The 25,112-nt window shown below is 51.1% G+C and carries 24 protein-coding genes; 8 read left to right on the forward strand and 16 right to left on the reverse strand.

Annotated features, from left to right (window positions below):
* Positions 1–14: 14 nt before the first annotated feature.
* Entirely contained in the window at positions 15–467 is a 453-nt protein-coding gene (locus P9H32_RS05240; protein WP_322607827.1) for a hypothetical protein, read from the reverse strand.
* A gap of 289 nt (positions 468–756) precedes the next feature.
* Here P9H32_RS05240 and P9H32_RS05245 point away from each other — a divergent pair, with 289 nt between their 5' ends.
* Positions 757–1,197: an Hsp20/alpha crystallin family protein gene (locus tag P9H32_RS05245; protein ID WP_322607828.1), complete on the forward strand. Its 441-nt coding sequence runs from the start codon at positions 757–759 to the stop codon at positions 1,195–1,197.
* 159 nt (positions 1,198–1,356) lie between these two features.
* Here P9H32_RS05245 and tpx read toward each other — a convergent pair whose 3' ends face one another.
* Positions 1,357–1,854, reverse strand: a complete 498-nt coding sequence (tpx, locus tag P9H32_RS05250) for a thiol peroxidase (protein WP_322607829.1) — start codon at positions 1,852–1,854, stop codon at positions 1,357–1,359.
* Positions 1,855–1,971: 117 nt separating this feature from the next.
* Positions 1,972–2,352: a hypothetical protein gene (locus P9H32_RS05255; RefSeq protein WP_322607830.1), complete on the reverse strand. Its 381-nt coding sequence runs from the start codon at positions 2,350–2,352 to the stop codon at positions 1,972–1,974.
* A gap of 151 nt (positions 2,353–2,503) precedes the next feature.
* Between P9H32_RS05255 and P9H32_RS05260 the strand changes: the two genes are divergently transcribed.
* From P9H32_RS05260 to P9H32_RS05280, 5 genes are all read left to right on the forward strand, one after another.
* Positions 2,504–3,082 (forward strand): hypothetical protein, encoded by a 579-nt coding sequence (locus P9H32_RS05260; RefSeq protein WP_322607831.1) that lies wholly within the window; start codon positions 2,504–2,506, stop codon positions 3,080–3,082.
* A 135-nt stretch (positions 3,083–3,217) separates the two neighbouring features.
* The gene (gene hisB, locus P9H32_RS05265) at positions 3,218–3,826 is read left to right on the forward strand and encodes an imidazoleglycerol-phosphate dehydratase HisB (RefSeq protein WP_322607832.1); all 609 of its coding nucleotides are present in this window, start codon (positions 3,218–3,220) and stop codon (positions 3,824–3,826) included.
* Positions 3,827–4,618 carry a sulfite exporter TauE/SafE family protein gene (locus P9H32_RS05270; RefSeq protein ID WP_322607833.1) on the forward strand — a complete coding sequence of 264 codons (792 nt, stop codon included), beginning with the start codon at positions 3,827–3,829 and terminating at the stop codon, positions 4,616–4,618.
* Between the two features lie 485 nt (positions 4,619–5,103).
* Complete coding sequence (hisH, locus tag P9H32_RS05275) at positions 5,104–5,724, forward strand: imidazole glycerol phosphate synthase subunit HisH (protein WP_322607834.1); 621 nt, start codon at positions 5,104–5,106, stop codon at positions 5,722–5,724.
* A 98-nt stretch (positions 5,725–5,822) separates the two neighbouring features.
* Positions 5,823–7,280, forward strand: a complete 1,458-nt coding sequence (locus P9H32_RS05280) for an ATP-binding protein (RefSeq protein WP_322607835.1) — start codon at positions 5,823–5,825, stop codon at positions 7,278–7,280.
* Here the strand turns inward: P9H32_RS05280 and P9H32_RS05285 are convergent.
* The 13 genes from P9H32_RS05285 to P9H32_RS05345 form a co-directional block, all read right to left on the reverse strand.
* The gene (locus tag P9H32_RS05285; protein WP_322607836.1) at positions 7,272–8,048 is read right to left on the reverse strand and encodes an SH3 domain-containing protein; all 777 of its coding nucleotides are present in this window, start codon (positions 8,046–8,048) and stop codon (positions 7,272–7,274) included. The genes P9H32_RS05280 and P9H32_RS05285 overlap by 9 nt on opposite strands.
* Complete coding sequence (locus P9H32_RS05290; RefSeq protein ID WP_322607837.1) at positions 8,045–9,856, reverse strand: BatD family protein; 1,812 nt, start codon at positions 9,854–9,856, stop codon at positions 8,045–8,047. The genes P9H32_RS05285 and P9H32_RS05290 overlap by 4 nt, the downstream gene beginning before the upstream one ends.
* 1 nt (position 9,857) lies before the next feature.
* Positions 9,858–10,931: a tetratricopeptide repeat protein gene (locus tag P9H32_RS05295; RefSeq protein WP_322607838.1), complete on the reverse strand. Its 1,074-nt coding sequence runs from the start codon at positions 10,929–10,931 to the stop codon at positions 9,858–9,860.
* Entirely contained in the window at positions 10,928–11,914 is a 987-nt protein-coding gene (locus P9H32_RS05300) for a vWA domain-containing protein (protein ID WP_322607839.1), read from the reverse strand. The genes P9H32_RS05295 and P9H32_RS05300 overlap by 4 nt, the downstream gene beginning before the upstream one ends.
* Positions 11,911–12,942: a vWA domain-containing protein gene (locus tag P9H32_RS05305; protein WP_322607840.1), complete on the reverse strand. Its 1,032-nt coding sequence runs from the start codon at positions 12,940–12,942 to the stop codon at positions 11,911–11,913. The genes P9H32_RS05300 and P9H32_RS05305 overlap by 4 nt, the downstream gene beginning before the upstream one ends.
* Complete coding sequence (locus P9H32_RS05310) at positions 12,939–13,835, reverse strand: hypothetical protein (RefSeq protein WP_322607841.1); 897 nt, start codon at positions 13,833–13,835, stop codon at positions 12,939–12,941. Before P9H32_RS05310 ends, P9H32_RS05305 begins: the two co-directional genes overlap by 4 nt.
* Positions 13,832–14,722 (reverse strand): DUF58 domain-containing protein, encoded by an 891-nt coding sequence (locus P9H32_RS05315; RefSeq protein ID WP_322607842.1) that lies wholly within the window; start codon positions 14,720–14,722, stop codon positions 13,832–13,834. The genes P9H32_RS05310 and P9H32_RS05315 overlap by 4 nt, the downstream gene beginning before the upstream one ends.
* Positions 14,723–14,785: 63 nt before the next feature.
* Complete coding sequence (locus P9H32_RS05320; protein WP_322607843.1) at positions 14,786–15,775, reverse strand: AAA family ATPase; 990 nt, start codon at positions 15,773–15,775, stop codon at positions 14,786–14,788.
* Between the two features lie 183 nt (positions 15,776–15,958).
* A complete protein-coding gene (locus P9H32_RS05325) occupies positions 15,959–16,441 on the reverse strand; it encodes a universal stress protein (RefSeq protein ID WP_322607844.1) in 483 nt (160 codons plus the stop codon).
* A 69-nt stretch (positions 16,442–16,510) separates the two neighbouring features.
* Entirely contained in the window at positions 16,511–16,723 is a 213-nt protein-coding gene (locus tag P9H32_RS05330; RefSeq protein WP_322607845.1) for a helix-turn-helix domain-containing protein, read from the reverse strand.
* Positions 16,720–18,711 carry an ATP-binding protein gene (locus tag P9H32_RS05335; protein ID WP_322607846.1) on the reverse strand — a complete coding sequence of 664 codons (1,992 nt, stop codon included), beginning with the start codon at positions 18,709–18,711 and terminating at the stop codon, positions 16,720–16,722. Before P9H32_RS05335 ends, P9H32_RS05330 begins: the two co-directional genes overlap by 4 nt.
* Positions 18,708–21,221 carry an ATP-binding protein gene (locus P9H32_RS05340; RefSeq protein WP_322607847.1) on the reverse strand — a complete coding sequence of 838 codons (2,514 nt, stop codon included), beginning with the start codon at positions 21,219–21,221 and terminating at the stop codon, positions 18,708–18,710. The genes P9H32_RS05335 and P9H32_RS05340 overlap by 4 nt, the downstream gene beginning before the upstream one ends.
* Position 21,222: 1 nt before the next feature.
* Positions 21,223–22,455, reverse strand: a complete 1,233-nt coding sequence (locus P9H32_RS05345) for a beta-ketoacyl-[acyl-carrier-protein] synthase family protein (protein ID WP_322607848.1) — start codon at positions 22,453–22,455, stop codon at positions 21,223–21,225.
* A gap of 242 nt (positions 22,456–22,697) precedes the next feature.
* On the opposite strand from P9H32_RS05345, the gene P9H32_RS05350 reads away from it, so the two are divergent.
* Entirely contained in the window at positions 22,698–23,906 is a 1,209-nt protein-coding gene (locus tag P9H32_RS05350) for an OmpP1/FadL family transporter (protein WP_322607849.1), read from the forward strand.
* A gap of 9 nt (positions 23,907–23,915) precedes the next feature.
* Positions 23,916–25,106 carry a sensor histidine kinase gene (locus P9H32_RS05355; protein WP_322607850.1) on the forward strand — a complete coding sequence of 397 codons (1,191 nt, stop codon included), beginning with the start codon at positions 23,916–23,918 and terminating at the stop codon, positions 25,104–25,106.
* Positions 25,107–25,112 lie beyond the last annotated feature (6 nt).

Raw genomic sequence — 25,112 nt, forward strand, 5'->3', positions numbered from 1 at the left:
GTGCGCAACGGGGCTTATCGGGTTTCCGGCGGGCGGCGTTCAAAGATGGCTTTTGCATTTCTGTTGCCGACAAGGTACAGCGCGAACAGGCAGATCAGCAGTCCGCTGAGGTGTTCCGGTCCGCGCTGGATTGAAACCACATTCACCATGCCGAACATAAAATAGTAGACCACTGCAGCTCGGTAAGCCATGAGAGAAAACCGGAGCAGTCCATAGCCCAGTGCGCAATTCACGATGACCAGCACTGCAACAACTGCCGGTGAGGGCAGTTCAGACATTTGTAACAGAATGATCCCCGCCGCAAAAAAATGGGCGAACGCAACAAGCCGTATGCTGTGGGCATGTAAACGGGCTTTCTTTTCGTCTTGTGTGAGGTTCGACCGGCTCTTGTTTGCCTCAATTCCGCAGTACGGGCAGCGGTTATCGATGAACTCGGTTTTGGCTTTGCAGTGCTTACAATGTGTCATTCATGCTCCTTAAGGTGGGATAAAATAGAGGAGCTGTCCGTGTTGAACACGGATAAACATGGTTTTTCTTCGGGGGAGACGCTTTGCAGAAAGTCACTGGGGAACGACTGCTGTACTGTGCCCCCACTGTCTCACCTGTGTCTTCAAACCGGGCGCTGATGGCGCAGATTCCAATCCGTGAAAAGGTATATTCGTTGGAAATAAGGAGGTTACGGTGATGGCACAGCCGTTGCAATAAGAGAGGCACTTACTGAACGAACTTAACATCAATAATCACAGGAGGTGTGTCATGTTCCATCCAGTAAAAAGAAACAGCAATGTTGTATACGCGGATCCGTTTGCGCATATCTTCGAATCCTTTTTCGGAGATTCCGCACGTTACAGTCCGGCGGAAACCAAATTGAATCCGCAGTTCGAAATTACAGAAACGGACGATGCCTTTTCCGTGGCGGCTGAACTTCCAGGCCTTGGAAAAGAGCAGATTGAAATTGTGCTGGAAAACGATGTTCTGACGGTGAAGGGCGAAAAGAAAGCCGAGGAGCAGAAGGAGGATCGGAACTGTCTTTACAGCACTCGCCAGTACGGTTCTTTTGAACGCAAATTCCAGCTTCCGGATTCAGTGGATCAGGCGGAGGTTAAAGCGCATTATGAAAATGGCTTGCTGATGTTGAATCTGCCGAAAAAACCGGAGGCGGTGAAACCCGCACCGCGGCAAATTGAAGTGAAGTAACGTTAACCATCAACCCCTGCAAAAAGAGAACGGCGTTCCCATGACGGGAGCGCCGTTTTGCATAGATCGCGGGGTGAATATGCCGTTTAAAAAGTGAACGGGCCGCCAAGGGGGAAAGCGGCGGCCCGTTCTGTTGGGGTGGTTGTTTCGGGGAATGGTTTAAAGCGCGGAAAGTGCGGCTTCGTAGTTCGGTTCCTGTGTGATTTCCGGGACCTGTTCGGTGTAGACGACTTTTCCGGTTTCGTCGATGACGACGACGGCACGGGAAAGGAGGCCTTTGAGGGGACCGTCTTCGATGGTTACGCCGTAGCCGCTGCCGAATTCAGGATTGCGGAAAACGGAAACGGGGATCACATCTTCAAGTCCTTCTGCACCGCAGAAGCGGCCGAGTGCGAAGGGAAGGTCCACCGAAACACAGAGTACCACGGTGTTGTCGAGTTTTCCGGCTTCAGCATTGAATTTGGTGGTCGACATCGCGCATACGCCGGTGTCGATGCTGGGGAAGATGTTGAGAACGACTTTTTTACCCGATAGATCGCTGAGGGCGCATTCGGAGAGATCGGTTTTGATTGCGGAGAATGCGGGGGCATCTGTACCGACGGCCGGGAGTTCGCCTGCGGTGCTGACGGGATTTCCTTTTAATGTGATAGAAGCCATTCTTTTTCCTTCGGTTAGTGGTTGATGCCGCACGATAACCGCCGGCCGGGATATATCAAGTACAAAAAAAGTACTAAATTAAGGGTTTTGGGATTTCCCGGTTTTGAGGAGGATTTTCTAGGCAAAAAAATCGAGCAAAAGGGCAATCAGACTGAGGATACAGATGAAGGCATAATTGAAGAGTTCTTTTGAGCGCACGATGGAGCGCAGGATGTAGATGGTGCCATCGCGGGTGGTTTGGTCGAGGCCTTCGGCGGCGCGTATGTTTTCGATGAGCTGGTGCTGAACGACAATGCGGCGCCGTCGTCGGCCGATGATGTAGCGGTAGAGGAAAAAGATAAAGTAGCTGGCCATGGCGAAGCGCCAGACAAAGACGGCGGCGGGGGGATACCAGCGGTTGAGAATCATCAGCATGCGCACGGCGATTCCGGCACTGAGTCCAATCCAGAGGAACAGGTTGATTAGCCATTTCGGCAGGACGGCAAATTCGTTTTTCATAAAATCCCCAAAAGGTTGAATGAAGCGTAGCGTGAAAAATATGAATTGCAACGTTGGGTTACATCGCATGCGTGTTCTGGTTGACCGAGCCTGCAATTGAACATACGTTCGCTGTTGAAAGAGGTTGGTGAAAGACGATCAGGAGAAACAAATGAAAACGACTCTTATTGTGACGGTGCTGGGAACGACTGTGTTGTTGTGCGGCTGCGCGAGCACTTCGAAAGTTCAGGAAATGATTGATGCCAATCAGCAGGATTATACCAACCGGCTCGATGCGCATGAAGCATCCATTGATGTGCTCAAAAAGACTTCCATGGCCAGTTTGGAAAAGGCAAAGGCGAATGCTGCGCTACTGGATGAAATTCAGGCTGAGCTGGTGAAGATGAATCAGCAGATGAAAGTGAACAAGGGGTTTGCCGAAGCCTCGAAAGTAATGAGTGCAGCCAATACGGTTAAGGTGGCGGAACTCGATGAACATCTGACGCAGAATACGCAGGCCGATGAAGAAGCTCGCGAACGGCTGATGGAAATCGACCGGCTCTATGAAGGCGTAATGATTACCCACTATGAAAAAATCGTTGAAAGCGCGTCGGAGGCCATTGAACTGCTGAAAAGTGAAGGATGGACAGGCAGCACCAATGCCCCGGTGGCTATTGATGAGCCGATTGAAATTATTGCGCCGACGGCGGTTCCATCCTCTAATGCCCCCGGGGATGAACCTTTAGATTAAAGCGCTTTTCCGGGGCTGACTTCATCCGCATCAGTAACGGTGCGGATTTTTATTTTCCGGACGCTGGAAAGGGTGCTTTCCGGCTTGATGGAAGAATGGGGCGCTCGTAAGTTATCGCGAACCTGAGGGAATCAAATGGATAAACCACGTACTGCACACATTGAACGCAACACGAAAGAGACGCAGATTGATCTGACGCTGAATATCGACGGTCAGGCTAATTATGAAAACTCTACCGGCGTTCCTTTTTTTGACCATATGCTCGATCTGCTGGCGAAACACGCATTGCTGGATCTCAAGATTCAAGCCTCGGGGGATATCGATGTGGATTACCATCATCTTGTTGAGGATGTCGGTATTGTGCTGGGTGAGGCATTTAATCAGGCTTTGGGCGACCGCAAGGGGATTAACCGCTATGGATTCTGGGTGTTGCCGATGGATGAGGCGCAGGCTGCCGCGGAAGTCTGTCTGGATCTGGGGGGGCGGCCGTTTTTTGTCTATAAAATGGATCATCCGCAGCATTACATCCGTGATTTTGATGTGATCATTATCAAGCATTTCTGGCGCTCATTCTGCGATTCGGCCAAAATGAATCTGCATATTGAACTGAAATTCGGCGAAGATCTGCATCACTGTATTGAAGCCATTTTCAAATCGGTGGCGCGGGCGCTGCGTGTGGCTTGCGATTCCGATCCACGCGCGCTGGACCTGTTGCCGTCGAGCAAGGGACGCATCGGCGCATAGATGATGGAATTTCTGGCCGATTACAGTTTTCTTGATCTGTTCTGGATCGGGTTGAGTCTGTTTCTGACTGGAATGAGCAAAGGCGGTTTTCCGGTGGGGGGAATTGCGTTGCCGATTCTGATTCTCATGTGGCCGGCGCAGGCCAATGCGGCAAGGGCGGCGGTGGGTTTTATGCTGCCGATGCTGTGTCTGATGGATGTGGTGGCTCTTTTTTTCTATCGCAGGCATGTGTTGTGGGGCCGATTGATTTATCTGATGCCGGCAACGCTGTTCGGGGTTGCAATTGCGAGTTATCTTTTTGTGTCTGATTCGGCAATGATTTCGGTGTCGGATCAGGCCCTGAAACTGCTGATCGGTTTGCTGGGTATTGTGTTTGTGATTTATTTTGCGGCGAAAAAATGGATTCTGAATCATATTCATGCATCCCAGCCAAACTGGAGCAAGGGAATGGTTTTCGGCATTGGTGCCGGGGTGACTTCAACGCTGGCGCATGCGGCAGGACCGGTGATGCAGATGTATCTGTTGCCGCAGCAATTGGAAAAGAAAAAATTTGCCGGAACGAGCTGTGCCTTTTTCTGGATGCTTAATCTGATTAAGCTACTCCCGTTCTCCATGATGGGACGCATTCAGCCGGAGGGTTTGAAGCTGGGGGCGGTACTGCTGCCGGTAATCCCGCTCGGCGTGGCATTCGGCTGGTGGCTGACGCATAAGACGGAGCAAAAGCATTACACCGTGTTGATTTATGCTGTGCTGCTGATCACATCGATTACGCTTATTTTTAAAGCGTTTTAAGGTTTTCGGTGGCGTGGAATCCGATCGGCGGTGAAGGTTCGGGATGGAAGTTCCGTGGGCGTTTAAATCCGGAATTTTTTATAGAGCTCCTGGCGAACGGGACAGGTGCAGATAAAAGAGGTGCCGAAAGCGTGCTGATAGGGACAGGTGCAGGGGTTGCGTGCATCCGTGAAGAAAACGGATCCATTTACGGTGTCTGTTATTTTGCAATACGGCTTCCCACCGTCTGTACGGCAGATTTCATGGTGCGGGCATTGGTCCGCTGATTTTTCATGGGCTGTATCAATTTTAAGATCTATCATTTTTTACACTCTTCATTTCTGTGTAAACCCTACGGATATGCTTAAAGCAATGCCACTTTTTTATTCTGGCAGAAAATACTAGATGTAAAGGATTTGTGGAACGGGCGGTTGATTTCGCTGTGTTTTTGAATTTCATTGAAAGCCGGGCCCGATACACTACGTGCTCTTTCAAGAGGAAATATCATGATTGGCATAATTGACTACGGCATGGGTAACCTGGGCAGCGTAACGAATGCGTTCCGTTTTCTCGAACTGGATGCAAAAATCGTGACCCGAAAACAGGAGATGGATGAATGCCGCGCACTGATCCTTCCGGGAGTCGGAGCTTTCGGTGATTGCATGGCGCATCTGGTTGAGCACCATTTTGTGGATGCTGTTGAAAGCTGGGCGGAAGCCGGAAAACCGTTGATGGGCATCTGTCTCGGGCTGCAGGCGCTTTTCCAGCATTCGGAAGAATCGCCGGGCGTCCCGGGTCTTGGAATTTTTGAGGGAGCGGTGAAGAAGTTCGATCTTCCGACGGAACTGAAAGTGCCGCAGATCGGATGGAACCGGATGACGGAGGTGCAGCCTGACTGTCCGATGTTTAAAGGGATTCCGGACGAATCGTTTTTCTATCTGGTGCACTCGTTTTATGTTTGCCCGGAGGATGAATCGGTCGTGGCAGGAAAAACCGGATACGGGATCGATTACACGTCGTGTGTTTGGAAAGACAATGTTTTTGCCACACAGTTCCATCCTGAAAAATCGCAGGCTGTCGGGTTGCAGATGCTTAAAAATTTCTGGCAATGGGCGGAAGTGCAATAGGAAGCGTATTAATCTTTTTCATTTACAGTAGATTTTATACGTGTGCCCTATAAAACAAATGGTATCACTAGCATGTTTATATTTAATTAAGGGGTGCCATGGGATTAAAAAACAAAATCCTGCTGATTGTGTTTATTGCTTCGATCGCAGCCTCTGCGGTGACCGGGGCGGCTCTGGTGTTTGTTCTCAAACTAATGGGTATGCTGGAGGTTGTTGAAAGCCCGGCGATGGTTGCGGCCACACTGGTCTGCCTGTTCAGTATGCTGTTTATGCTGGTGCTGCTCATCATCCTGCTGAGTAAGAATGTCATAATGCCGGCCGTTGAGCGGGAGATGCTTGAGAATGAGCGTGAAATGCTCAACGAACAACTGCTTCACTCGCAGAAAATGGAAGCCGTTGGCCGGCTGGCCGGCTCGATTGCGCATGATTTTAATAATCTGCTTACGATTATTGATGGCTATTCAAGTCTGATTGTCGCCGATCCCAAAGCTGAGGAAACGGCTCAAAATGCCAACGAAGTTATCGAAGCGGCCCGAAAAGCCTCATTTATTACGCGAAAGCTGCTCAGCTTCAGTCAGAAGGAAAAAACCGAACCGGTTACCCTCGATCTTAACAGCACGTTGCAGGATACCGACAAAATGCTTGCGCGGCTGATCGGGGAAAAAATTACGCTGGTTACAAAGCCGCATGATACACCGATTTATGTCAATGCCGATCCCGTGCAAATGGGGCAGGTCCTCATGAATCTGGCTGTTAATGCGCGGGATGCCATGCCGAACGGCGGGCGAATTACCATTAAAGTAAGCAGTAAGAGCATTGCACAAGGGGAATGCCGCAAGCCGGATAAACTGGCCGAAGGCATGTATGCTGAAATTTCCGTGCACGATACCGGCCATGGAATCGGTGAAGAAATTCTGGGCCGCATTTTCGAGGCCTTCTTCACGACGAAAGGCTCCGGAAAAGGAACTGGACTCGGGCTTTCGATCGTGAAGAGCATCATGAAAGAAAATGATGGGTTTATTGATGTCCGCAGTAAACAGGGTTCCGGCACGACCTTCTTCATCTACCTTCCGGTAATCGATCTTTCAGAAGATGCCTATCATGGTGCCAAAGCCTCAGAGAAAAAAAGAGAGCAGAGTGACGGTGCGGTGTTTGAAAGGGGAGAAGAAGAGGCTGTCGCAGAGCTGGCTGCCAGTGGACCGACGATTCTGCTGGTGGAGGATGATCCGATGATACTCAATCTTGTTGCCCAGACGCTGGAAACGCAGGATTATACGATTTTGCAGGCCACGGAAGGCTGGGAAGGCATCAAGGTGGCACGTAATCACAAAGGTAAAATCGATCTGCTGTTCACCGATGTGGTGATGCCCGGTCTCGGCGGAGCTGAACTGGCGATGGCGGCCGCAGAATTGTACCCGGAAATCAAGGTTCTCTTCATGTCGGGCTATTCCCGGTCACAGCTTAATGAAGAAGGAGTTCCCGCCGATGCTGCGATTCTCGAAAAACCCTTCACGCCCGACAAAGTCATCAACATGGTCCGGCAGCTTTTAGGGTAGGGCCAGAGTCTGTGCCGCGCGGGCGGGAATCCAGCAGGTCTGGCCGTCGGCCAGTTCAATATGCCACCAGTTTTCACGTTGTTCCAGACGCTGGAACTCTGTGCCTGAATGAAGGGGATCCAGAAAAGCCGGTGCATACATGGGGCCGTCGCCCTTGCGCGCAACGACTTCTGCGGCAGTGATCACGCCGGGCTGGGTTTGCAGGTTCATGATACCTTCGGTAATCAGAGAAATCAGCAATACGGCAGAAACCAGTGCACAGGTTACGGTTGTGATCCGGGCTTCTTTCCGTGGAGTGCGCTTCATCCAGAACCACGTTCCCCAGAAACCGATCCAGAGGATGGAAAACAGCCCCCAGCGGAAACGAGGCGAGGTGTTTAAATGCCAGCCCAGCAGTCGGGCCGCCACAGGAGAGGGTTCTTTTTCCGGAATCAGATCCGGTCGGAGCTCCAGTGCCGCGGACAGATTGTGCTGCAGGTCGGCATCGTTCGGCATATAGCGCTCGGCGCGCCGGTAATTCAGAATCGTGCGGCCCATATTCCCGGCCATAAACCAGGCATTCCCCGCTGTATAAAAAAGATGCCCGTTGCGGATGCCTTCTTCTTGAATGAGCATTTCATAGCGTTCGGCCGCCTCTGCATAGCCGGCGGCATTGGTTGCTGTTCTGAAAGAGGCATGAGCATCCTCCAGCGCCTGTAAACGGTAGTCTTTTCCAAAGGCTGGAAAAATCCATGCGGCAAGTATGATCAGGAGAAGATGTTTTTTCATTTCAGTTTCCTCTCAACAGTACGGACGATTCGGGTGGCCTCACGCACAATTTTGGCAGCGTTGCCTGTTTCGTTATAATCCCGGGTAAAGCGGTAGGCTTCGCAGAGTGCAAAGAGATGCTTCAGTTCCTCCAAGGTCTTGTCATCGGCACCGACGTCCAGCAGGCGGGCTTCGGCATCCCGGTAGGAAAGTGCACCGGGGACGAGATGTAGGCGGTCGCCAAAATAAGCACGCAGACACCGGTCGAGATCGCCATAGATTTCCGCCTTCATGGAATGTGTTTTAATGTGCGCCACGTTCCGGCGGAATACGTTGAATGCCCGGGCAGCTTTTGCTGTGCGATGAATGTGATGTTTTTTCTCGCCGAAGAGTGAGGCCAGCGAAACTCCTCCAAACACGGCAGGCGGTAACAGCAGGATCAGCAGTACAAGGGCGGGGTGCGCCCATCCGAACAGGGGCAGCTGTCGCGATTTCAGCATGTCCGGATCTTCATAGTTCTGGCGAATTCCTTCTTCCACAGAGCGCAAACGGTTTTGATAGAACGAGCCTCCGAATACGCCGATTTCTTCTGCGGCGGACACCTGCAACGGAATGGGAGCGGATTCCCGGATGATATACTTTTGCTGCGTTGGACTGAAGTAGGCCAGTTGTATTGGGGGTATTTCGGTATTGCTGAGGGAAAGCGGCCGGATTGTCTGTGTGTAGACTTTGGATTTACCTTTGCGTTCCGGCAGCGAACGGTCGGCGGGAATTTCAAACCGGTTGACCAGATTGGGTTGGTAGCGCAATGGTTCAAAGAAAATATTTTCCAGATAATTGGAAGCCGTTACGGTGATCGTCAGGGTAATCGGTTCTCCGACACGGACTGAGGTAGGTTCGGCTGCAACCTCAATATCAAATTCGCCGACCATGCCATTGAACAGATCGGGGCGACCCGCTTGCGGAAGCGGTTTAACGTCGATTTCAATCGGTTTGGATTCAGTATATATCCGCGTCCATTGATCTCCGGTTGCATTGCGATCGAAGAAGGTGTTGTCGAAATAGGCGGGATATTGAAACGCCGTGCGGCGGGCTCTTTTAGCGGAGGTTTTATCTTCGGCCTCCGCCGCGCATAGCAGAGTGGCGGGCGCAACGGCAATACGGCCGCTTTTTTTCGGGATCAGGATTTTGCTGAATTCCAGGCTTTGGTGCTGTGTGCCGTCGACCTGATAACTCCGCCGCGTGGCCAATACGCGTGTGCCGTGCACCGGCAGACCGGTCGTGTTGGCCTGGTTTTCTTTGCCCGGATCATAGATTTCGAGGATCTGGAACCGGGGATCGTTGAGAATCGGGAAGTGAAAATCGACGGCCTTGATGGCGCCGAACGGGTAAGTGCTGTCCCATTGCGTTGTCAGCAGGAGCGGTTCACCCACATAAACGGAAGCCGCAGAAACATTTTGTTCGAGTTTCATCCGGTCCGACGCTGCGGGTTTGCTGGCCTTGATCTGGATCGGTTTGGAATAGACGCTGCCGAAGTGCAATGAAGGCACAATAAGTTCGCCCTCCTGTTTCGGACGCAGGGCATAGCGATACAACCAGGTATTCTCCCCGCTGGTATCCTGTCCATTCACCAGCATCGTGGTATGGAATTCCGGAGATTGGAACGCCGGAGCGTCGGGTTTTTTTTCGGCCTTTACCAGCACATCAAGATTGAATACCTGCCCGAGGAACACATTGGTTTCCGATGCGGTGGCCTGTGCATAAAAATTGGTAGAGGCCGAAGCCGACCCCGCAACGATTAAACCTGTCAATAGGATAAGCTTTTTCATGTTACCAGTCTTTCTCAACCGCTTTGTATTCGCCGGCCTTCTTTTCTTTCCGCCGTTCCTGATTCCGGATCTCCTCAGCCAGAATATCCATCTCTGTCTGGTTCGGGGGCGGAACGCCGCGGATTTCTTCATATTCGGAAAAATCGCCGAACGGATCGGCCTCCTCATACATATCCGCATCCTGATCCGACTCCTCATACTCCATATCATAATCTTCGTAGTCCTCCGACTCTTCGTCGGATTCACCTTCCTGCTGATTGGGGTCTTCGGGGGCCGATCCGAGTGCCGCCGTCAGTTCCGCCAGTGCCGTCGGCTGATCCGGAACGGCCATGGCTTCGGCAGCTTTGACCGTATGTTCCCAGGTTTCTTTCAGCGGGCCGGGGACTGTCGTGCCGTCGGGCATCGGAATATCGGCTTGAAGCCCGGAGGTCTCTATTAGTTTAGCGAGTTCCCGCGTTTCGTTTTCCAGCTGTTTCTGTGCTTCGCCGATATCCTGTATGCTCAGCAACTGTGCCTGTCGTTCGATAAACTCCTGCAGTTTTTCGCGGATGTAGGTAATGAGCTCATTTTGTTTCTGCTCATCCTCTTCCTTTTGCTGAATTTCCTCTTCGATACCGGCGACGATGCGCTGACTCATTTCGAGATTGTATGCCGCATCGGAAAAGGTCGGGTCGTAGTCGAGCGCCATGCGGTAGAACCAGGCGGCCTGCCGGCAGTAGTCCGCCGCCGCATGCGCATCGGTTTCCCGCAGCGCCTCGCCGTTTTTGATCATACAATTACCCATATTGTACCAGCTGCGTCCGCGGGTATGTTCGGATTCCGTCATGGAGGCCGCGAATTCATATGAAGCCATCGCCTCTTCATAGCTTCCGGCGCGATACTGTGCATTGCCCAGGTTGAAATAGAGTTCCCCCGATTCGGGCGCCTCGGCGATGGCCTCATGATACAGATTGATGGCGTCATCGAAGCGCCCTTCCGCCAGTGCCCGGTTTCCTGCTTTGAAGGTTTTTGGTGCGGCCTGTACGAGAGTTGCGGCAAGCAGAGGCAGTATTATTTTACAACCCTTGGAAATCATGACGTTTTCCTCCAGCGATTGGAAATCAAGAGAAGAATAACGGCGCCGGAGAGAAAGAGATGGAACTTTTCTTCATAACGTTCCATGACCTGTTTATCGGTTGCGGTGCGTTGGGCGTCGACCATGATCTGACGATAGATCTGACTGAGATTGAACGGGCCGCTGCCGACATCAAAATAGATGCCGTCCTGAATTGCGCCAGCCATGCGGCGCAGTGTTTCCGAGTTCAGTTTCGTCCAGATTTCCTGATTTCCGTTTTTGAGGTAAGACCGGACTCCCGTTTCTTCATCAAGAACCGCAATGCGGCTGCCGCGCGAACGGTCGCCCAGTCCGATACCGATGAAGCGCACACCGGCCTCTTCAAGTTTCCGGACCGCCTCCACTTCATCGGGGCCATCAATCTGGTCTTCGCCATCCGTAATCATGATGAGGTCAACCATGCCGGATTTTTCGTCCATCACGAGTTTCTCCAGCGTGCGCTCCAGCGCGTGTGCAATCATGGTTCCGCCGGCTGCCACACTGTCGGGCGAAGCCTGCCGGAGGGCCATGCGGAAGTAGTCGTAGTCCACGGTCAGCGGACAGCGGATTTCGGCCGAACCGGCAAAAAGAACGAGTCCGACACGGTCGCCGGAAAGTCCTTCGATACAATCATGAATGGCCGTTTTCGCATTTTCGAGCCGGGTCGGATGCATATCTTCTGCGAGCATGGAGCGGGACACATCCAGCAGGAAGATGACGTCGCGACCACTTTCCTGGAGTTTGGTCTCTTCCAGATTCCATGCCGGGCGGGCAAGGGCGATGATGATCAGTCCGGTTGCAGCTGTGGCACTGAATGCTTCGCGTTTCCGGCTGATAAAGTGTCCGCCGGCACCGAATGCCGCAATGGCTTTTCGGCGTTTGGCCGAAGAATAGATGAACAGTCCGGCAACCACCGGAACAAGCCACAGCCAAAGCAGAGCGGAAGGCGTATAAAAATAGATCACGGAATCCTCCTGAGCCATGTGGTGGACAGCACAGAGTGACTGGCCAGAAGAATCAACGCGAGTATTGCGAAGGGCTGGAAAACATCTTTATAGGTGTGATAGCGGTCGGACTCGATCTCGGATTTCTCCATGGTGTTGATTTCATTGTAGACATCGCGAAGGGAAGCCTCGTCGGTGGCACGGCGATAGATCCCTCCGGTCTCTTCGGCCATTTTCTGAAGAATGCGTTCCTGCACCAGGGGTTCTTCTTCGATTTCGACGGGGCCTTCGGGAGTCTGAATGGTTTTCATTTCCGGCGGATCGGTGATGGCGATGGTATGGAGTCGGATGCCCCAGTGCTGGGCCAGTGCGGCTCCTTCCATCGGAAGATGGCGTCCACAGTTGTTGTTTCCGTCCGTCAGCAGGATAATGACTTTCGATTTAATTTCGTAACCGGCAGCTTCGTCTTCCTGGCTGTAGCGTTCTTCCGCCGTTTTCAGGCGGGCGGCAGCCAGTGTGACGGCGTCGCCGAAGGCGGTGCCGTCTTCATTCGGACGGGATTCGATTTCCAGCTGCCGGATAAAAAATTCGAGCGAATCATGGCTGAGGGTCAACGGACAGACGGTATCGGCATAGCGTGCAAAAGTAATCAGCCCGAGGAGGTCGTCCGGCCGTTCGGCGGCAAATTGTTCGACCACCATTTTGGTCACATCCATACGGCTCATGGTGGTATCCTGAAACGGCATGGAAATATCCATGGAACTGGAAATGTCGACTACGAGCTCAATGGCGACGCCTTCTTTTGGAATGCCCTGTGTCATATCCTTGATCTGGGGCCGGGCCGCAGCGAATACGAGTAATGCCAGAGCGAAGACCTGCAACCAGAAGAGCAACGGCATAAACCGCTGCCGTGTGGTGGCCGGGACTTTTTTAAACGAAGCCAATGTTGAAAAAATGAGCGCCGGACTTCCCTTTTTCCGGAAGTGATCGAAGATCATTTTCAGGATAGGCAACAGCAGAAGCAGCATCCATGGAAGTGCAAGTTTCATTCCGGAACCTCCATGGTTTTTTCCACGTAGGCGCGGACAAACTGTTCTGCTTCTTCGGCGAAACCTTCCGGAACTTTGTTGGAGAAACGGATGTCGTCGCAACGTTCCAGAAATGAAATGATTGCGGTGTCCTCAAGAACCACAGCAAGTTCTACGGCGGTTTTTCCAATCATGGGAAGTCCAAAGCGTGCTTCGTGGTAGGTGCGGAAAATGCGGTTGAGTTCATGAATACGTTCGACGGTGTTTTCCGGCAGGTTTTCCAAGGCCTGGAACGCCGCCTCGTGGGGAAGGGTTACAGCAACTGTTTTCGGTTTGCGCAGGAGATAAATGATGAACGGAATCAGGCTGAGGATGAAAAGGGAGCCGACCACGGTGTAGATGGAGCGCCGCTTTTTTTCCTGGGAGGGCAGCAGTTCGATGGGGGCGGCGATGTCTCGAATTTCCAACGAATCCGTTCCTTCGGGAATCAGGGAGGTGATTTCGATGGGGATTGGCTCGGTGGTGATGGAGTCGGTCCCGGCTGACAGTTCCAGAGGCTGAAGGACGGTTTTTCCCGGAAGGGAGGGGAGAAGCTGCCAGACTCGGCGATACATTTGTTTGCCGTTGGGCAGGGTTTGAACGGGTTCGGTGTATCCTTCACCCAGTGAGAACGGATCAATCTTGTTTCCAATGTTCGGAAAGGTCGGTTCCGTACCGGCGGGGGTATGAATTTCAAGCATCAGGATAATTTTTCCAGAGCTTGGAAGATTGGTTTCGCTGAGCGAAACGATGGCGGTCATGGCATGGTCACGGTACTGCTTTGAATAAACAGGTTCCAAATGGGATTGAGGTTTGGTCTGTTGTTCTGAACAACCGAAAATAAGCAGGGCAATAACGGGTAAAAGTTTTTTCACAGGGTCTGCCTTTCTCCTCGGGTTCGGAAAAAGCGGGCTAGATCGCGTACGTGGTCGCGGTCGGTGTGGACATCGATCTGGTCGATATTGAGCCGGGTGAACTGCTCTCTGATTTCGAGTTGCCGCGCTTTGGCTGCAGTATTGAATCTTTTACGTGCAGCTGCACTGGCGGTATCAACGAGAATCTGCTCGCCGGTTTCGGCATCCTGCAGTTCCACGAGCCCGGCGTTGGGAAGTTCACGTTCTCGCGGATCGGTGATGGTTACGGCAATGAGGTCGTAGTGATAGGCCGCGAGTTTCAGCTGTTTGTCATAATTGGTGTCCTGGAAATCGGAGATGAGAAAAGTGACGCATTGGCGCTTGATCATTTTTCCGAGATAGTCGAGCGCGCCGGCAATACTGGTGCCGGTGCCTTTGGGATTAAAACTGAGGATTTCGCGAATGATGCGCAGTACGTGGTGTTGACCTTTATCGGGGGCGATAAAGCATTCGACTTCATCGGTGAAAATGAGCAGTCCGACCCGGTCGTTGTTTTTGATGGCCGAAAAAGCAAGCATGCCGCAAATTTCTGCGGCGATTTCATTTTTGGTTTGTTTCATCGATCCGAATGCGCCGGAGGCCGACATATCGACCAGAAAGAAGAGCGCTTGTTCGCGCTCTTCGATAAAGCGTTTCACAAAGGGTTTGCCCGTGCGCGCCGTGACGTTCCAGTCGATAGTGCGTACTTCGTCTCCGGGCATGTATTCGCGGACTTCATCGAATTCCATACCGCGTCCTTTGAAGACGCTTTTATATTCTCCGCCCAGTAGTTCGGTGACGACCTTGCGACTTTTAATGTCGATTTGGCGGACGCGTTTCAGCAGTTCAGTTTGACGTTGATCGCTCATGGATGTGAGACGTGACGACTGAGGCGTGAAAGAAAAACACGACTCATGCAGCACGGGTCTGTATTACGGCACTTCGACGGTATCGAGGATTTGTTTGAGGATGTCCTCGGAGGACTTTTCTTCGGCGGCGGCTTCGTAGGTGAGCAGTACGCGGTGGCGGAGCACATCCATGGCGACATCTTTTACGTCCTGCGGAACGACATAGCCGCGGCCGTTGAGCATGGCTTTACCGCGAGCGGCGACGGAGAGAAAAATGGTGGCGCGCGGTGAGGCGCCGTAGCGGATCATATCGGCGCAATCGAGACCGAATTTTTCGGGGTCGCGGGTGGCCTGAACCAGATCGAGAATGTAGTGTTCGAGTTTTTCATCCATAAAGACGTCATCAACCAATTTCCGGAGCCGGTTGATATCTTCGATTTGCATGACCGCCTGGATATCAATTTTTACGTCGGTTTTGCCCATGCGTTTCAGGATGCGGTGTTCTTCATCTTTCGTGGGGTAAACCACGTCGAGTTTGAACATGAAGCGGTCAACCTGAGCTTCGGGGAGGTGATAGGTGCCTTCCTGTTCAACAGGATTCTGAGTGGCGAGCACGAGGAACGGTTCGTCGAGTTTATATGTTTCATCGCCGATGGAGACCTGATGTTCCTGCATGGCTTCAAGCAGGGCACTCTGAACTTTGGCGGGGGAACGGTTGATTTCGTCGGCGAGAATGATGTTGGCGAAGATCGGACCTTTGTGGGGTGTGAACTCGCTGGTTTTCGGATTATACATCATGGTTCCGAGCAGGTCGCCGGGTAAAAGGTCGGGCGTGAACTGAATGCGGTTAAAGCCGGCATGCAGCGTCTGCGAAAGGGTGGTGACGGCGAGGGTTTTCGCGAGTCCGGGAATGCCTTCGATCAGCACATGGCCGTTGCAGAGCAGGGCGAGGAGGAGCGCTTCGATGAGATCCTCCTGACCGATGATCACTTTGCCCACTTCATCGCGGACCTTCTGGAGCACTTCACTTTCAGCCTGATAGCGCTCGTTCATCTTAACTATATCGTCATGCATATCTTTGCCTTTCAAAAAAGAAACGGGGGAATATAGCCCCGTTTATCAGCTGGAACACTAATAAAACGCCCTGAAAAACGGAGCTTGGACAATCCCTTTGGTTAGAGGCATGTGTTATGAAATTATGAGTGAAATGCTAAGATAACGGGGCGGAATCGGAGTCTTAAGATTTATTAAGGAACATTATGCAGCAGGGTTCGGCACAATCAGAACATTGCATTTTGCGTGGCGGATGACGGCTTCGGAGACGCTGCCCAGCAGTGCTTTGTGCAGCAGTCCATGACCGTGTGAACCCAGGATAATCATGCTGCATTCCTGTTCCTGTGCTTTTTCCAGAATCATTTCGGCCGCATCGCCTTTTACGAGGAGGGCTTGAGCATCGGCGCCGTTTTTCCGGAGATTGGAAGAAATATTAAGTAATTCGTTGTGTTCGCGCTTGAGTTCTTCTGCGCTGATATCGCGCGCCAGCTGGACATCGCCGGGCAGGGAAACGACTTCGGGGGCGTAGTCGGAGAACTGGGAGGTTTGATAAACCAGGGCTGTGGCATCGTCGCCAACCACATGAAGAACCCATAGTTTGGCTTTCAGTTTTTTAGAAAGGTCCGCGGCTTCTGTGAGCACGGAACCGGTGTTGCGGGAAAAATCGACGGCAACGAGCAGATTCATCTGAGATCCTCCTGTTCTGACCTATCCATTTTAGTCTGGAACTGTTGTTTGGCAATGATGTTTCCGGAATTAGACGTTTTTTCCGTATTGAGGTTCAATGCCAAGTTTATCCATACGGTAGCGCAGAATGCGGCGGGTGGTGCCGAGGTGTCTGGCGGCCTGGGTATGGACACCGTTGCATTTTTCCAGTGCCTCATGTATCAGGCTGCGCTCAAAATCGCCGACGGCCTTTTCAAGGTTGATCGGAGTCTCCGGGGGCCGGACGCTGGCGCAGCGGTTCATACTTCGTCTTCCAGTGCCGGGAAAAGGATGGTGATGGTTGTTCCGCCGGAGCTGGTATCGATGTCGATTTGACCGTTGTGATCGATCACGGCTCGTTTTGCAATCGGCAGGCCCAGCCCGAGGCCGCGGGCTTTGATGGTGGAGAATGGCGAGAATACTTTGTCGCGAATGGATTCGTCGATTCCGGAGCCGTTGTCAGTGATGATCAGGTAGATGCTGCCGGTCTGCTTATCCGGAGAGCGACCCTTCACGGTTACATTAACGCGCGAGCCCGGTTTGTTGGCCAGATTTTCGGCGGCGTTTTTCAGGAGATGATATACGCCTTCTTCGAGGGATGTCGGAGCGCCGTAGACCATCAGCGAAGAGTCATCGGCCGAAAGATGAATCTTAAGGTTGTCGTGGTCGAGTTCGTTCTGGATGCGGGTGACGGCGTGTTCAATCGGTTTGCGGATATCCACAGGCTGGAAGGCCGGTTTGGGCGGGTTGGCAAATTCGTTGATTTTATCAACAATCTGGTTGAGCCGGTCAACTTCATGATTGACCTCTTTGCTGAATTCAGCGCGGAAATCGGGATCTTCGTAACGTTCCGGAAGCATTTGTGAAAAAGTTTTAATGGCCACGAGCGGGTTGCGTATTTCGTGGCTCATGCTGGAGGCGAGTTCGTTCCAGAAAGAGGCGCGTTCAAGCTGCTCTTCTTTTTCCTGCAGCAGTTTTGCGCCGGTAATATCGCGGAGCATCATCATGGCTCCGACGCAACCTGCGTTGTCTGTGAGGCACCGGGTCTCGGCAGATACGGTAAGTTTGGTTCGGTTGTCGGTCCATTCAGTAACGTCGTGCGCGGTCTGGTTTCCGATGGTTCTTCGGAACAAGTCTGCAATACGGGAACCGAGTGTTTCAACCCGCCGGCCGATGATGTCTGTTTCTTCCGGTTTGAGTATTTCTCGTGCGCTGGAGTTGAACCAGCGTATGGTGGCTTTTTCATCGCACGCCACAATGCCGAAGGGGATTGAGTGCAGGACCGTTTCCGCGAGAGCTTTCTGGAGGGCGGTTTCTTCGTATTGGAACGCTTTTTCAAGGGTGGTGGATATATGGTCAGCAAGTCCGGTGAGATCTTCGAGGTCGGCGACCTCGAAAGGAATGCCGGTGGAGCGCTGACCAACGAAGATCCAGCCCTTAATTCGGCCGGCGGCATAAATGGGAATGATGATCTCACCACCGAGGGAGTCGAGCATCTGCTTGAGCATGGCCCGTTCCTGGGGATCGGCAATGTTCTCAAGGGTTTTTCGCGATACCAGATGGGTATTCATTTCCAGCCATCGAATGAACGCATCGTGCGGATGGATGCTCAGTTGTTCTGTGGCGGCTAGGCAGCGGGTGCCTGCCTGGAATATATAGTCGGCCTGCGGGTCGGGCTGAATGAAGATACCGGCCCGCGACACCCGTGCGGTGGCCACAAGGCCTTCCACAACACTTTCGAACAGGGCATCAACGTTGTCGAAGTTGCGCTGGGCTTTGGAGAAATTCTGAAGTGGTGCTGAAAAAAAACTGCGCGGTTGTGGCCGCTGCTCGCTTTTACGGGCATTCAGCTTGGTGAGCTCTTCTTCCAGAATGCGGGTTTTCTGACGGAGCATCTGGCATTCAATGGCCTGTTTCAGCAGGGCTTGTAGTGCACGGCGTTCCGGCTCGAAAGAGGTTCTGGCGAAGGGCTCGAGCAATTCGGCTGCGAGCATAGGGTCGGAGCGGTCGGTTCCGATAACGATAATGATGGTGGTTGGCCGCTCGCGGCGCAGCATGGAGAGGACATCGAGACAGTTGGGTGCCCGTAGATCCGCCAGCAGTACGGTATCGCCGAACTGTTGAAACCATTGTTCGAGTTCAGTTTGTTCTTCCAGCTGCTGGATCGCCGTGATGGAGGAGGCCACGCGGATGAAGCGCGAGGTCAGTTCTTCGTCGCGGGAATAAAGAAGGCTGGAGGGGAGTGTTCTCATCCGGCAACTTTCTCCTCAAGCAACGGCATGTAGAGATAAAATGTTGTGCCTCTTCCCGGTTCGCTGTCGACTTCAATGACGCCGTGATGCTCGCTGATGATTCCGTGCGCAACGGAGAGCCCCATTCCGGTACCCTCACTTTTGCTGGTAAAGAACGGATCGAAGATTTTCTGGAGATTCTCGCGGGCAATGCCTTTGCCGTTATCAGTGATTTGAATTCGGATACATTTCCGGGTAACGGCGCGGTCCGGTGTATCTCCGTTGGCAAAGCGATAGGCGCAGTTGAGGGTGCCGACGGTCAGGGTTCCATTTTCACCGATGGCATCGATGGCATTCAAAGCAAGGTTGATGAAGGCCTGTGAAAGCAGCTTGGCATCCCCAAAAATATCCGATTTATCCGCTTTGCAGTTGTTTTTCAGTTTGATGTTGTTCTGGGACAGTTGCTCATGAATCAGCTTGAGAGTCTGATCAACGGTCTCCTGCACATCCATGGGGACAAGGTGAGGCTTTGCGGGTTTTGAAAAACTGAGCAGTTCGTTAACGATACCATCAATACGCTCCACCTCATGGGCAACCAGCGAGGAGAAATCCTTGCGGAAATCTTCGTCGTTATAGCGGCGGGGCAACAGCTGGGTGAAGGTTTTAATGGTTACGAGCGGATTTTTTATTTCATGTGCCATACCGGCGGCCAGCGTGCCTACACTGGACAGCTGGTCGGACCGGCGCACCTGTTCTTCCAGTGCCTTGAGTTCTGTGATGTCGGTGAAGACCAGCAGTGCTCCCATAGGTTTGCCGTCATGCCCAAAAAGAAAGGCGGAGCTTATACGGATATATTTTGGGAAATCCTCGCTGTCTTCGTCAGGATAAAGCGTTGCGTCAATGTTGCGGACACCGTTTTCATTCTCGAGCGTGACTTCGAGAGCCAGATGAATTTCCCGTGGCAATACGGCAATATTTTCGCCGATGGCATTTTTTTCACCGATGCCGGTGATTTTCTGTGCTTCGTTGTTAAAGAGTGTGATTTTGCGGTTCGGGCTCGCTACCACAACGCCGCTGGCCAGCTGATCCAGCATGATCTCATTCTGGATCTTGCTATCCTGCATGGCGGTATAAAGCCGCGCATTTTCAAGAGCAACAGCAAACTGATTGCAGAGGATTTGAAGGGTATCCTGTTCTATTTTGTCATAGATCTGATTTTTGTTTTTTGGAGCGAGTAAAATCAGGCCAATGATCTGGGATTTTGAATATATTCCTGCGGCGACAGAGACCTCATAACAATTTAATGATTTTATTGCTGAGCATATTTCTGAAGTTTGCCGGATACGGGTTAAATGGTCAGAACTGATCGGTTCGTGGATCTTTTTCAGTAATGATGTTATGGGGTTGTCTGCGGGGAGCTGAAATTTTAATTCTGGCGATATATCAGTTTCCACATATTGATTATTTTGTTTGATGAGAATATGCAGTTTATCTGTTTTGTATGCCTCAGAAAGTAAAGCGTAAAAGTGTTGTAGTAAAGCGGCACTCGTAGTAACCGATTGGAATATTTCTCCAGCTTCTTTCAGGACACTTTGAACATTGAAAATATTAAAGGGTGTAAATATTTTTTCCGTAGCCCTGAGGAAGCGCTGTCGCGCGGGCAGCATGCAGAAAGCAACTGTTAGAGTTGAAATAAAATGACTGGGTCCAGCCAGACCGATCCCTAATAGTTCAAATAGCGTGCTCGCCACGTAAAATGTCAAATAATACACTATCCCCAAGAAAACAACGACCAGCGCATATGCAGATATACGCTGAAGAAGAGCTGATACAGTAAGAATACGGTGTACTGAGATGCCATATGCCACAATCCCGGAAACAGTGAGAACACTTCCTGCGTTGGCAACAGGTACCGAATTAGCAGATTGGGTAATGAGTCCGACGATAGTTCCTAAAAAAATTCCCACTACTAGTCCGGAAAGACAGGCGAAGATTAAGAAGTCCAGCTCGAGACGTTTTGATCCTTGAAGGGTTTTTCTGTCTTTTATTACATTAATACTTAAAGCAAAAATTGATCCCAGCATGTATATTAAGAAGAAGATAAAGGCTGGCCCGTAGTTGGGCTTGGCAATATTAATACTATTCTCAGGGTTGGGAAATTCAACCGATTCTGTAAAGGCAGGGAGGAAGCATAGTGCGACTGCGATAAAGTTTAGAAGGAGTTGATATTTGCATCGGTTGCTGATTTGTCTTCTAGATGCATTTGGAAATTTAATGGCCAATCTTAGTAACTGAAATGATGTTGGTAAGCATGATGAGATAGCTGAGGCTAGGTTTATATGAAAAATAGCTTGCGATTCTTCTGAAGAGTTTAATATTAGAATGTTGGCACACAGCCAAAGGACCATAAGAAATGCGGAAAGCAAGAAGGCCTGATTCACTCGACGATGTCTATTGGTGAAATAAACAATAACCCCTAGACAGAGATTGGCTGATAGTGCCAAAAATAAAATAAAGGTAAGTATAATCATGCTATACTTTCCCTAATATCAGGGAACTGTTTACCCCCCCGGTTCCATGGCTATTGATCAGCGAAAAATCGGCAACCGTTAATCGTTCTGATCTTGCTACAAAGTCAAGGTCGCACATTGGATCAGGAGTTTCCAAATTGGTTGTCGGCGGAATAGTGCTGTTCTTTAAGCTTAAGGCGGTCATGATCGACTGTATTGCCCCTCCTGCCGCTAAAGGATTCCCTGTTGATCCTTTTATTGAGGTTGTCGGAATGTGTTGAGCTTGAATGCCAAATACGTTTTTGATGGCCTGCACTTCGGAAATGTCTAAAAAGGGATCGCTGGACCCGTGGGCATTTATGCTGTTTATATCCGAAGGTAGTATAGAGGAGTTTTCTATTGCCATTTTCATGCTTCGTTCAAGTCCGACTGCCGGTAATGAGTTGATATTGCTTGAGGCCCCATATCCTAAGATTTCTGCATATGGCGATTTCCCCCGGTTTAGAGCATGATCATATGATTCGAGCACAAGCACTCCCGAACCTTCCGCGATCACACCGCCTGATCGCATAGAGTCGAATGGTCTGCTCATTTTTTCAGGGGGTAGGTTCGTGTTGTCGGCGAGCATGCCGGCAAACCCAAGTCCTGTAACGACCGACGGTATAATAACTGCATCCGTTCCTCCAACAATAGCAGTGTCACAAATCCCTTCGCGGATTAAGCGCGCACCTTCGGCAACTGCATCTAATCCACCGGTGCAGCTGTTGGATATGACTGAAATTTTTGTCTCTATGCCCAGCATAGAACTGATAAAACTTGGAGCGATAACATGAACGCATGCTGAAACAGTAGGCAGGCCTTTCGTAATGCCTTTGTCGACTAAACGACGAGTATGTTGTTCGACTAAATCAAGCCCGCCTAAACTGATCCCTAAAACGATGGGAAGAGAATCAATCTCCTTCAGGTTCTCAGAGTCTAATTTAGCATCTTTTAGGGCCATTACTGTTGCTGCAGCTGCCAATTGAGTATTTCGGCTTTGTCGTTTGGGTTTTAATGATCGATCGATAAAGTCTTCAGGTTTGAATCCGGTAACTTCTCCTGCAATTTTCCAAGGAATGTCTGAGGCATCAAACTGGGTGATGGGCCCGATGCCGGATTCGCCGGCGAGGAGAGAGTTCCAGAAGGCGTCTTTGCCAATGCCATTGGCGGCGAGCACTCCAACGCCGGTTACTACCACTCTGTTTTTGCCGATCACGCGTTTCTGTCCCCTTATCTAGATTTAAGCGTATCCTTATGTAGCGGAATCGGGTGTCGGCCGCAATCATAGATGATAAGTCTGTATATATATTGGTGTACAATTTTGTACATCAAATATCAATATGTAGTATATATCAAGTGTTTTTATACAACCTGTAGGTAAAAAATATAGGTGACCAATGGCATATCAAATGCTACAAACAGCCCGGTTTTTTAATGGCCATTTATAGAGGGGTACATATGAACAAGAATCACAAGCTATTTGTGTCTGGGATCTGCGCTGGGCTTTTTGTGTTGTCTCGCGCTGTTATGGCGGACGGCTACCGCAATCCGCCGCCGACCGCCGAGGGGATTGCAAAATCGGGCGTGAATTCGGTGTGGGTGGATGATGCCTCGGCGATTTCCTATAACCCGGCCAATCTGGCCTTTCAGACCAATCAGTCTTTTGTGCTTTCGACAACCTTTGCCCGCACGGAAAACACATATCAGAACCCGTTGGCACCTAATGCTTTTGAGTCGGATGGGGAGTGGAATTATCTGCCAAATATATACTACGCTCTACCTTTGGGGGATCGGTGCTCGGTGGGCTTAGGGATTAATACTCCCTATGGGCAGGGGCTCTCTTGGGATAAAGATGACTTCGCACCATTTGTCACTGCGCCGGGTGTTTTTGTGCCCTACGAAGCTCAGATGATGATGATCAATTTCAATCCAACGGTTGCGGCAAAACTAACTGACACTCTGGCGCTTGGAGCCGGTCTGAATGTAGCTTATTCCCAACTTACCCTTAAAGCTTTGCAGGGGACTCCGGGGCCGACTGTTGAGGTTGAAGGTGAGGGTGACGGCTGGGGAGTTGGGGCAAACCTTGGTTTGACCTGGAATCCTGTGGAAGGGCAGCGTTTGACGCTGACCTACCGAAACCAAATGCAGATCGACTATGAGGGTGATTTTAAAGTAGACGGTGCGGGAGCCGGAACCTTTGAAACTGAAATCAAGCTACCCAACATCATTGGTGTTGGGTATGGATTTGCCTTGAACGACAAAGTGCAGATTGAAGCATTGGTGGAGTGGCTGCAGTGGTCTTTGAATGATTCGCAGAAGCTTGTGGCGGGAGCTCCGGCCCCTGATCTTGAAAACAACTGGGATGACACGTTCACCTTCGGTATTGGCGGCAGCTGGCAGGCGCTGGATTCGTTGGTTGTTCGTGCGGGCTATGCCTTCATTCCGAGCCCGATTCCAGATGAAACCATTACGCCGCTATTGCCGGATGCGGATCGTCATGCCGTCAGTTTCGGCTTGGGGTATACCCGCGGCGCTCACACGATTGATCTGGCTTATACGGTTAGTATTTATGAAGATCGCAGTGCTCCGGTTTCCAATCTGAGCGGAGCGGGCATTTATGATATTGATTCCAACCTGATTGGTCTGACATACTCTATTGCGTTTTAGGGAATTCTCATGATCGCTGATTGCAAGGACAAAAAAGGTAAGGTACTGGTCATTGATGATGAACGCGGACCGCGTGAAAGTCTGCGTATGGTGCTGAAGTATGATTACGATATGGTGCTCGCGGAGCGGGTCGATGCCGGAATTAATGCTCTGCGAGAACATAATCCGGATCTGGTCATCATGGATATCCGCATGCCTGAAAAAAGCGGTATTGAAGGGTTGCAAGAGATCCGCGAGATCAATCCGAATGTCTCGATTGTGATGCTCACGGGTTATGGAGATCTAGAGACGGCGCAGCAGGCTATCCGTTACGGAGCAAATGATTATCTCCAAAAGCCGTTTGATACCGATGAGATTCAGGCGGTAGTTAAAAAATATGTGGACCGAACCAAGCTGAATTCCCGCAAAAAACAGGCGCAGGAAGAGCTGAATAAAATGACGCAGTCACTCAGCCGCGAAGTGGGAAAGACGAACAAGCTGACTTCGCTCGGAGCGGCCTCTTCCGAGCTGGTTCGTGACTTGCGCAATCCGCTGACGATCATTCGCGGTTATCTGGATCTGCTGAATTATGAACTGAAGGAAAAGCGCGATTCCACTTCGGATGAAATGAGTGAGTATCTTGATCAGATCGAACGGAATGTGGAACGCTGTGCAGAACTGGTGGAATCCTGGCGCGCACTGGGCCGATTCGATTTTTCCCAGATGCAACGGGTGAATTTGCCGAAGCTGATGAACGATTGTTTTCGGGATGCGGCTGCACACTCTGAAATCTCTTTTTCGGTTCAGGTTGATGGTGCTGAAGATCAGTATGAAATGTTGGGTGAGCGACTGCAGATCAAGCGGGCGCTGCAGAATCTGATCGATAATGCGGTTACCGCAGTTGATAGCGAGTTTGCTCCGGGCATTACGGTTGAATTTTCTCTTTCGAACTCAGACATCGATCTGAAAGTGAAAGATAACGGATGCGGTGTGGACACTTCCACACTGCGTTGGATCTTTGAACCTTTTGATAATACTGCGACCATTGAAAAAGGGGCAGGCCTAGGTCTGTTCATCACCAAGAAGGTGCTTGAAGAGCACCGCGGGTCGCTCGTCTTTGAGAGTCGTGTTGGAGAGGGCAGTATTGTATCGGTCCGCGTACCTCAGGCCCACACGGCTCTCGGCTATTTTTCCAGTCCTGCTTCACTGGCACAGGCCTGATCTGAC

It is taken from the genome of Pontiella agarivorans, assembly GCF_034531395.1.
Classification (GTDB): domain Bacteria; phylum Verrucomicrobiota; class Kiritimatiellia; order Kiritimatiellales; family Pontiellaceae; genus Pontiella; species Pontiella agarivorans.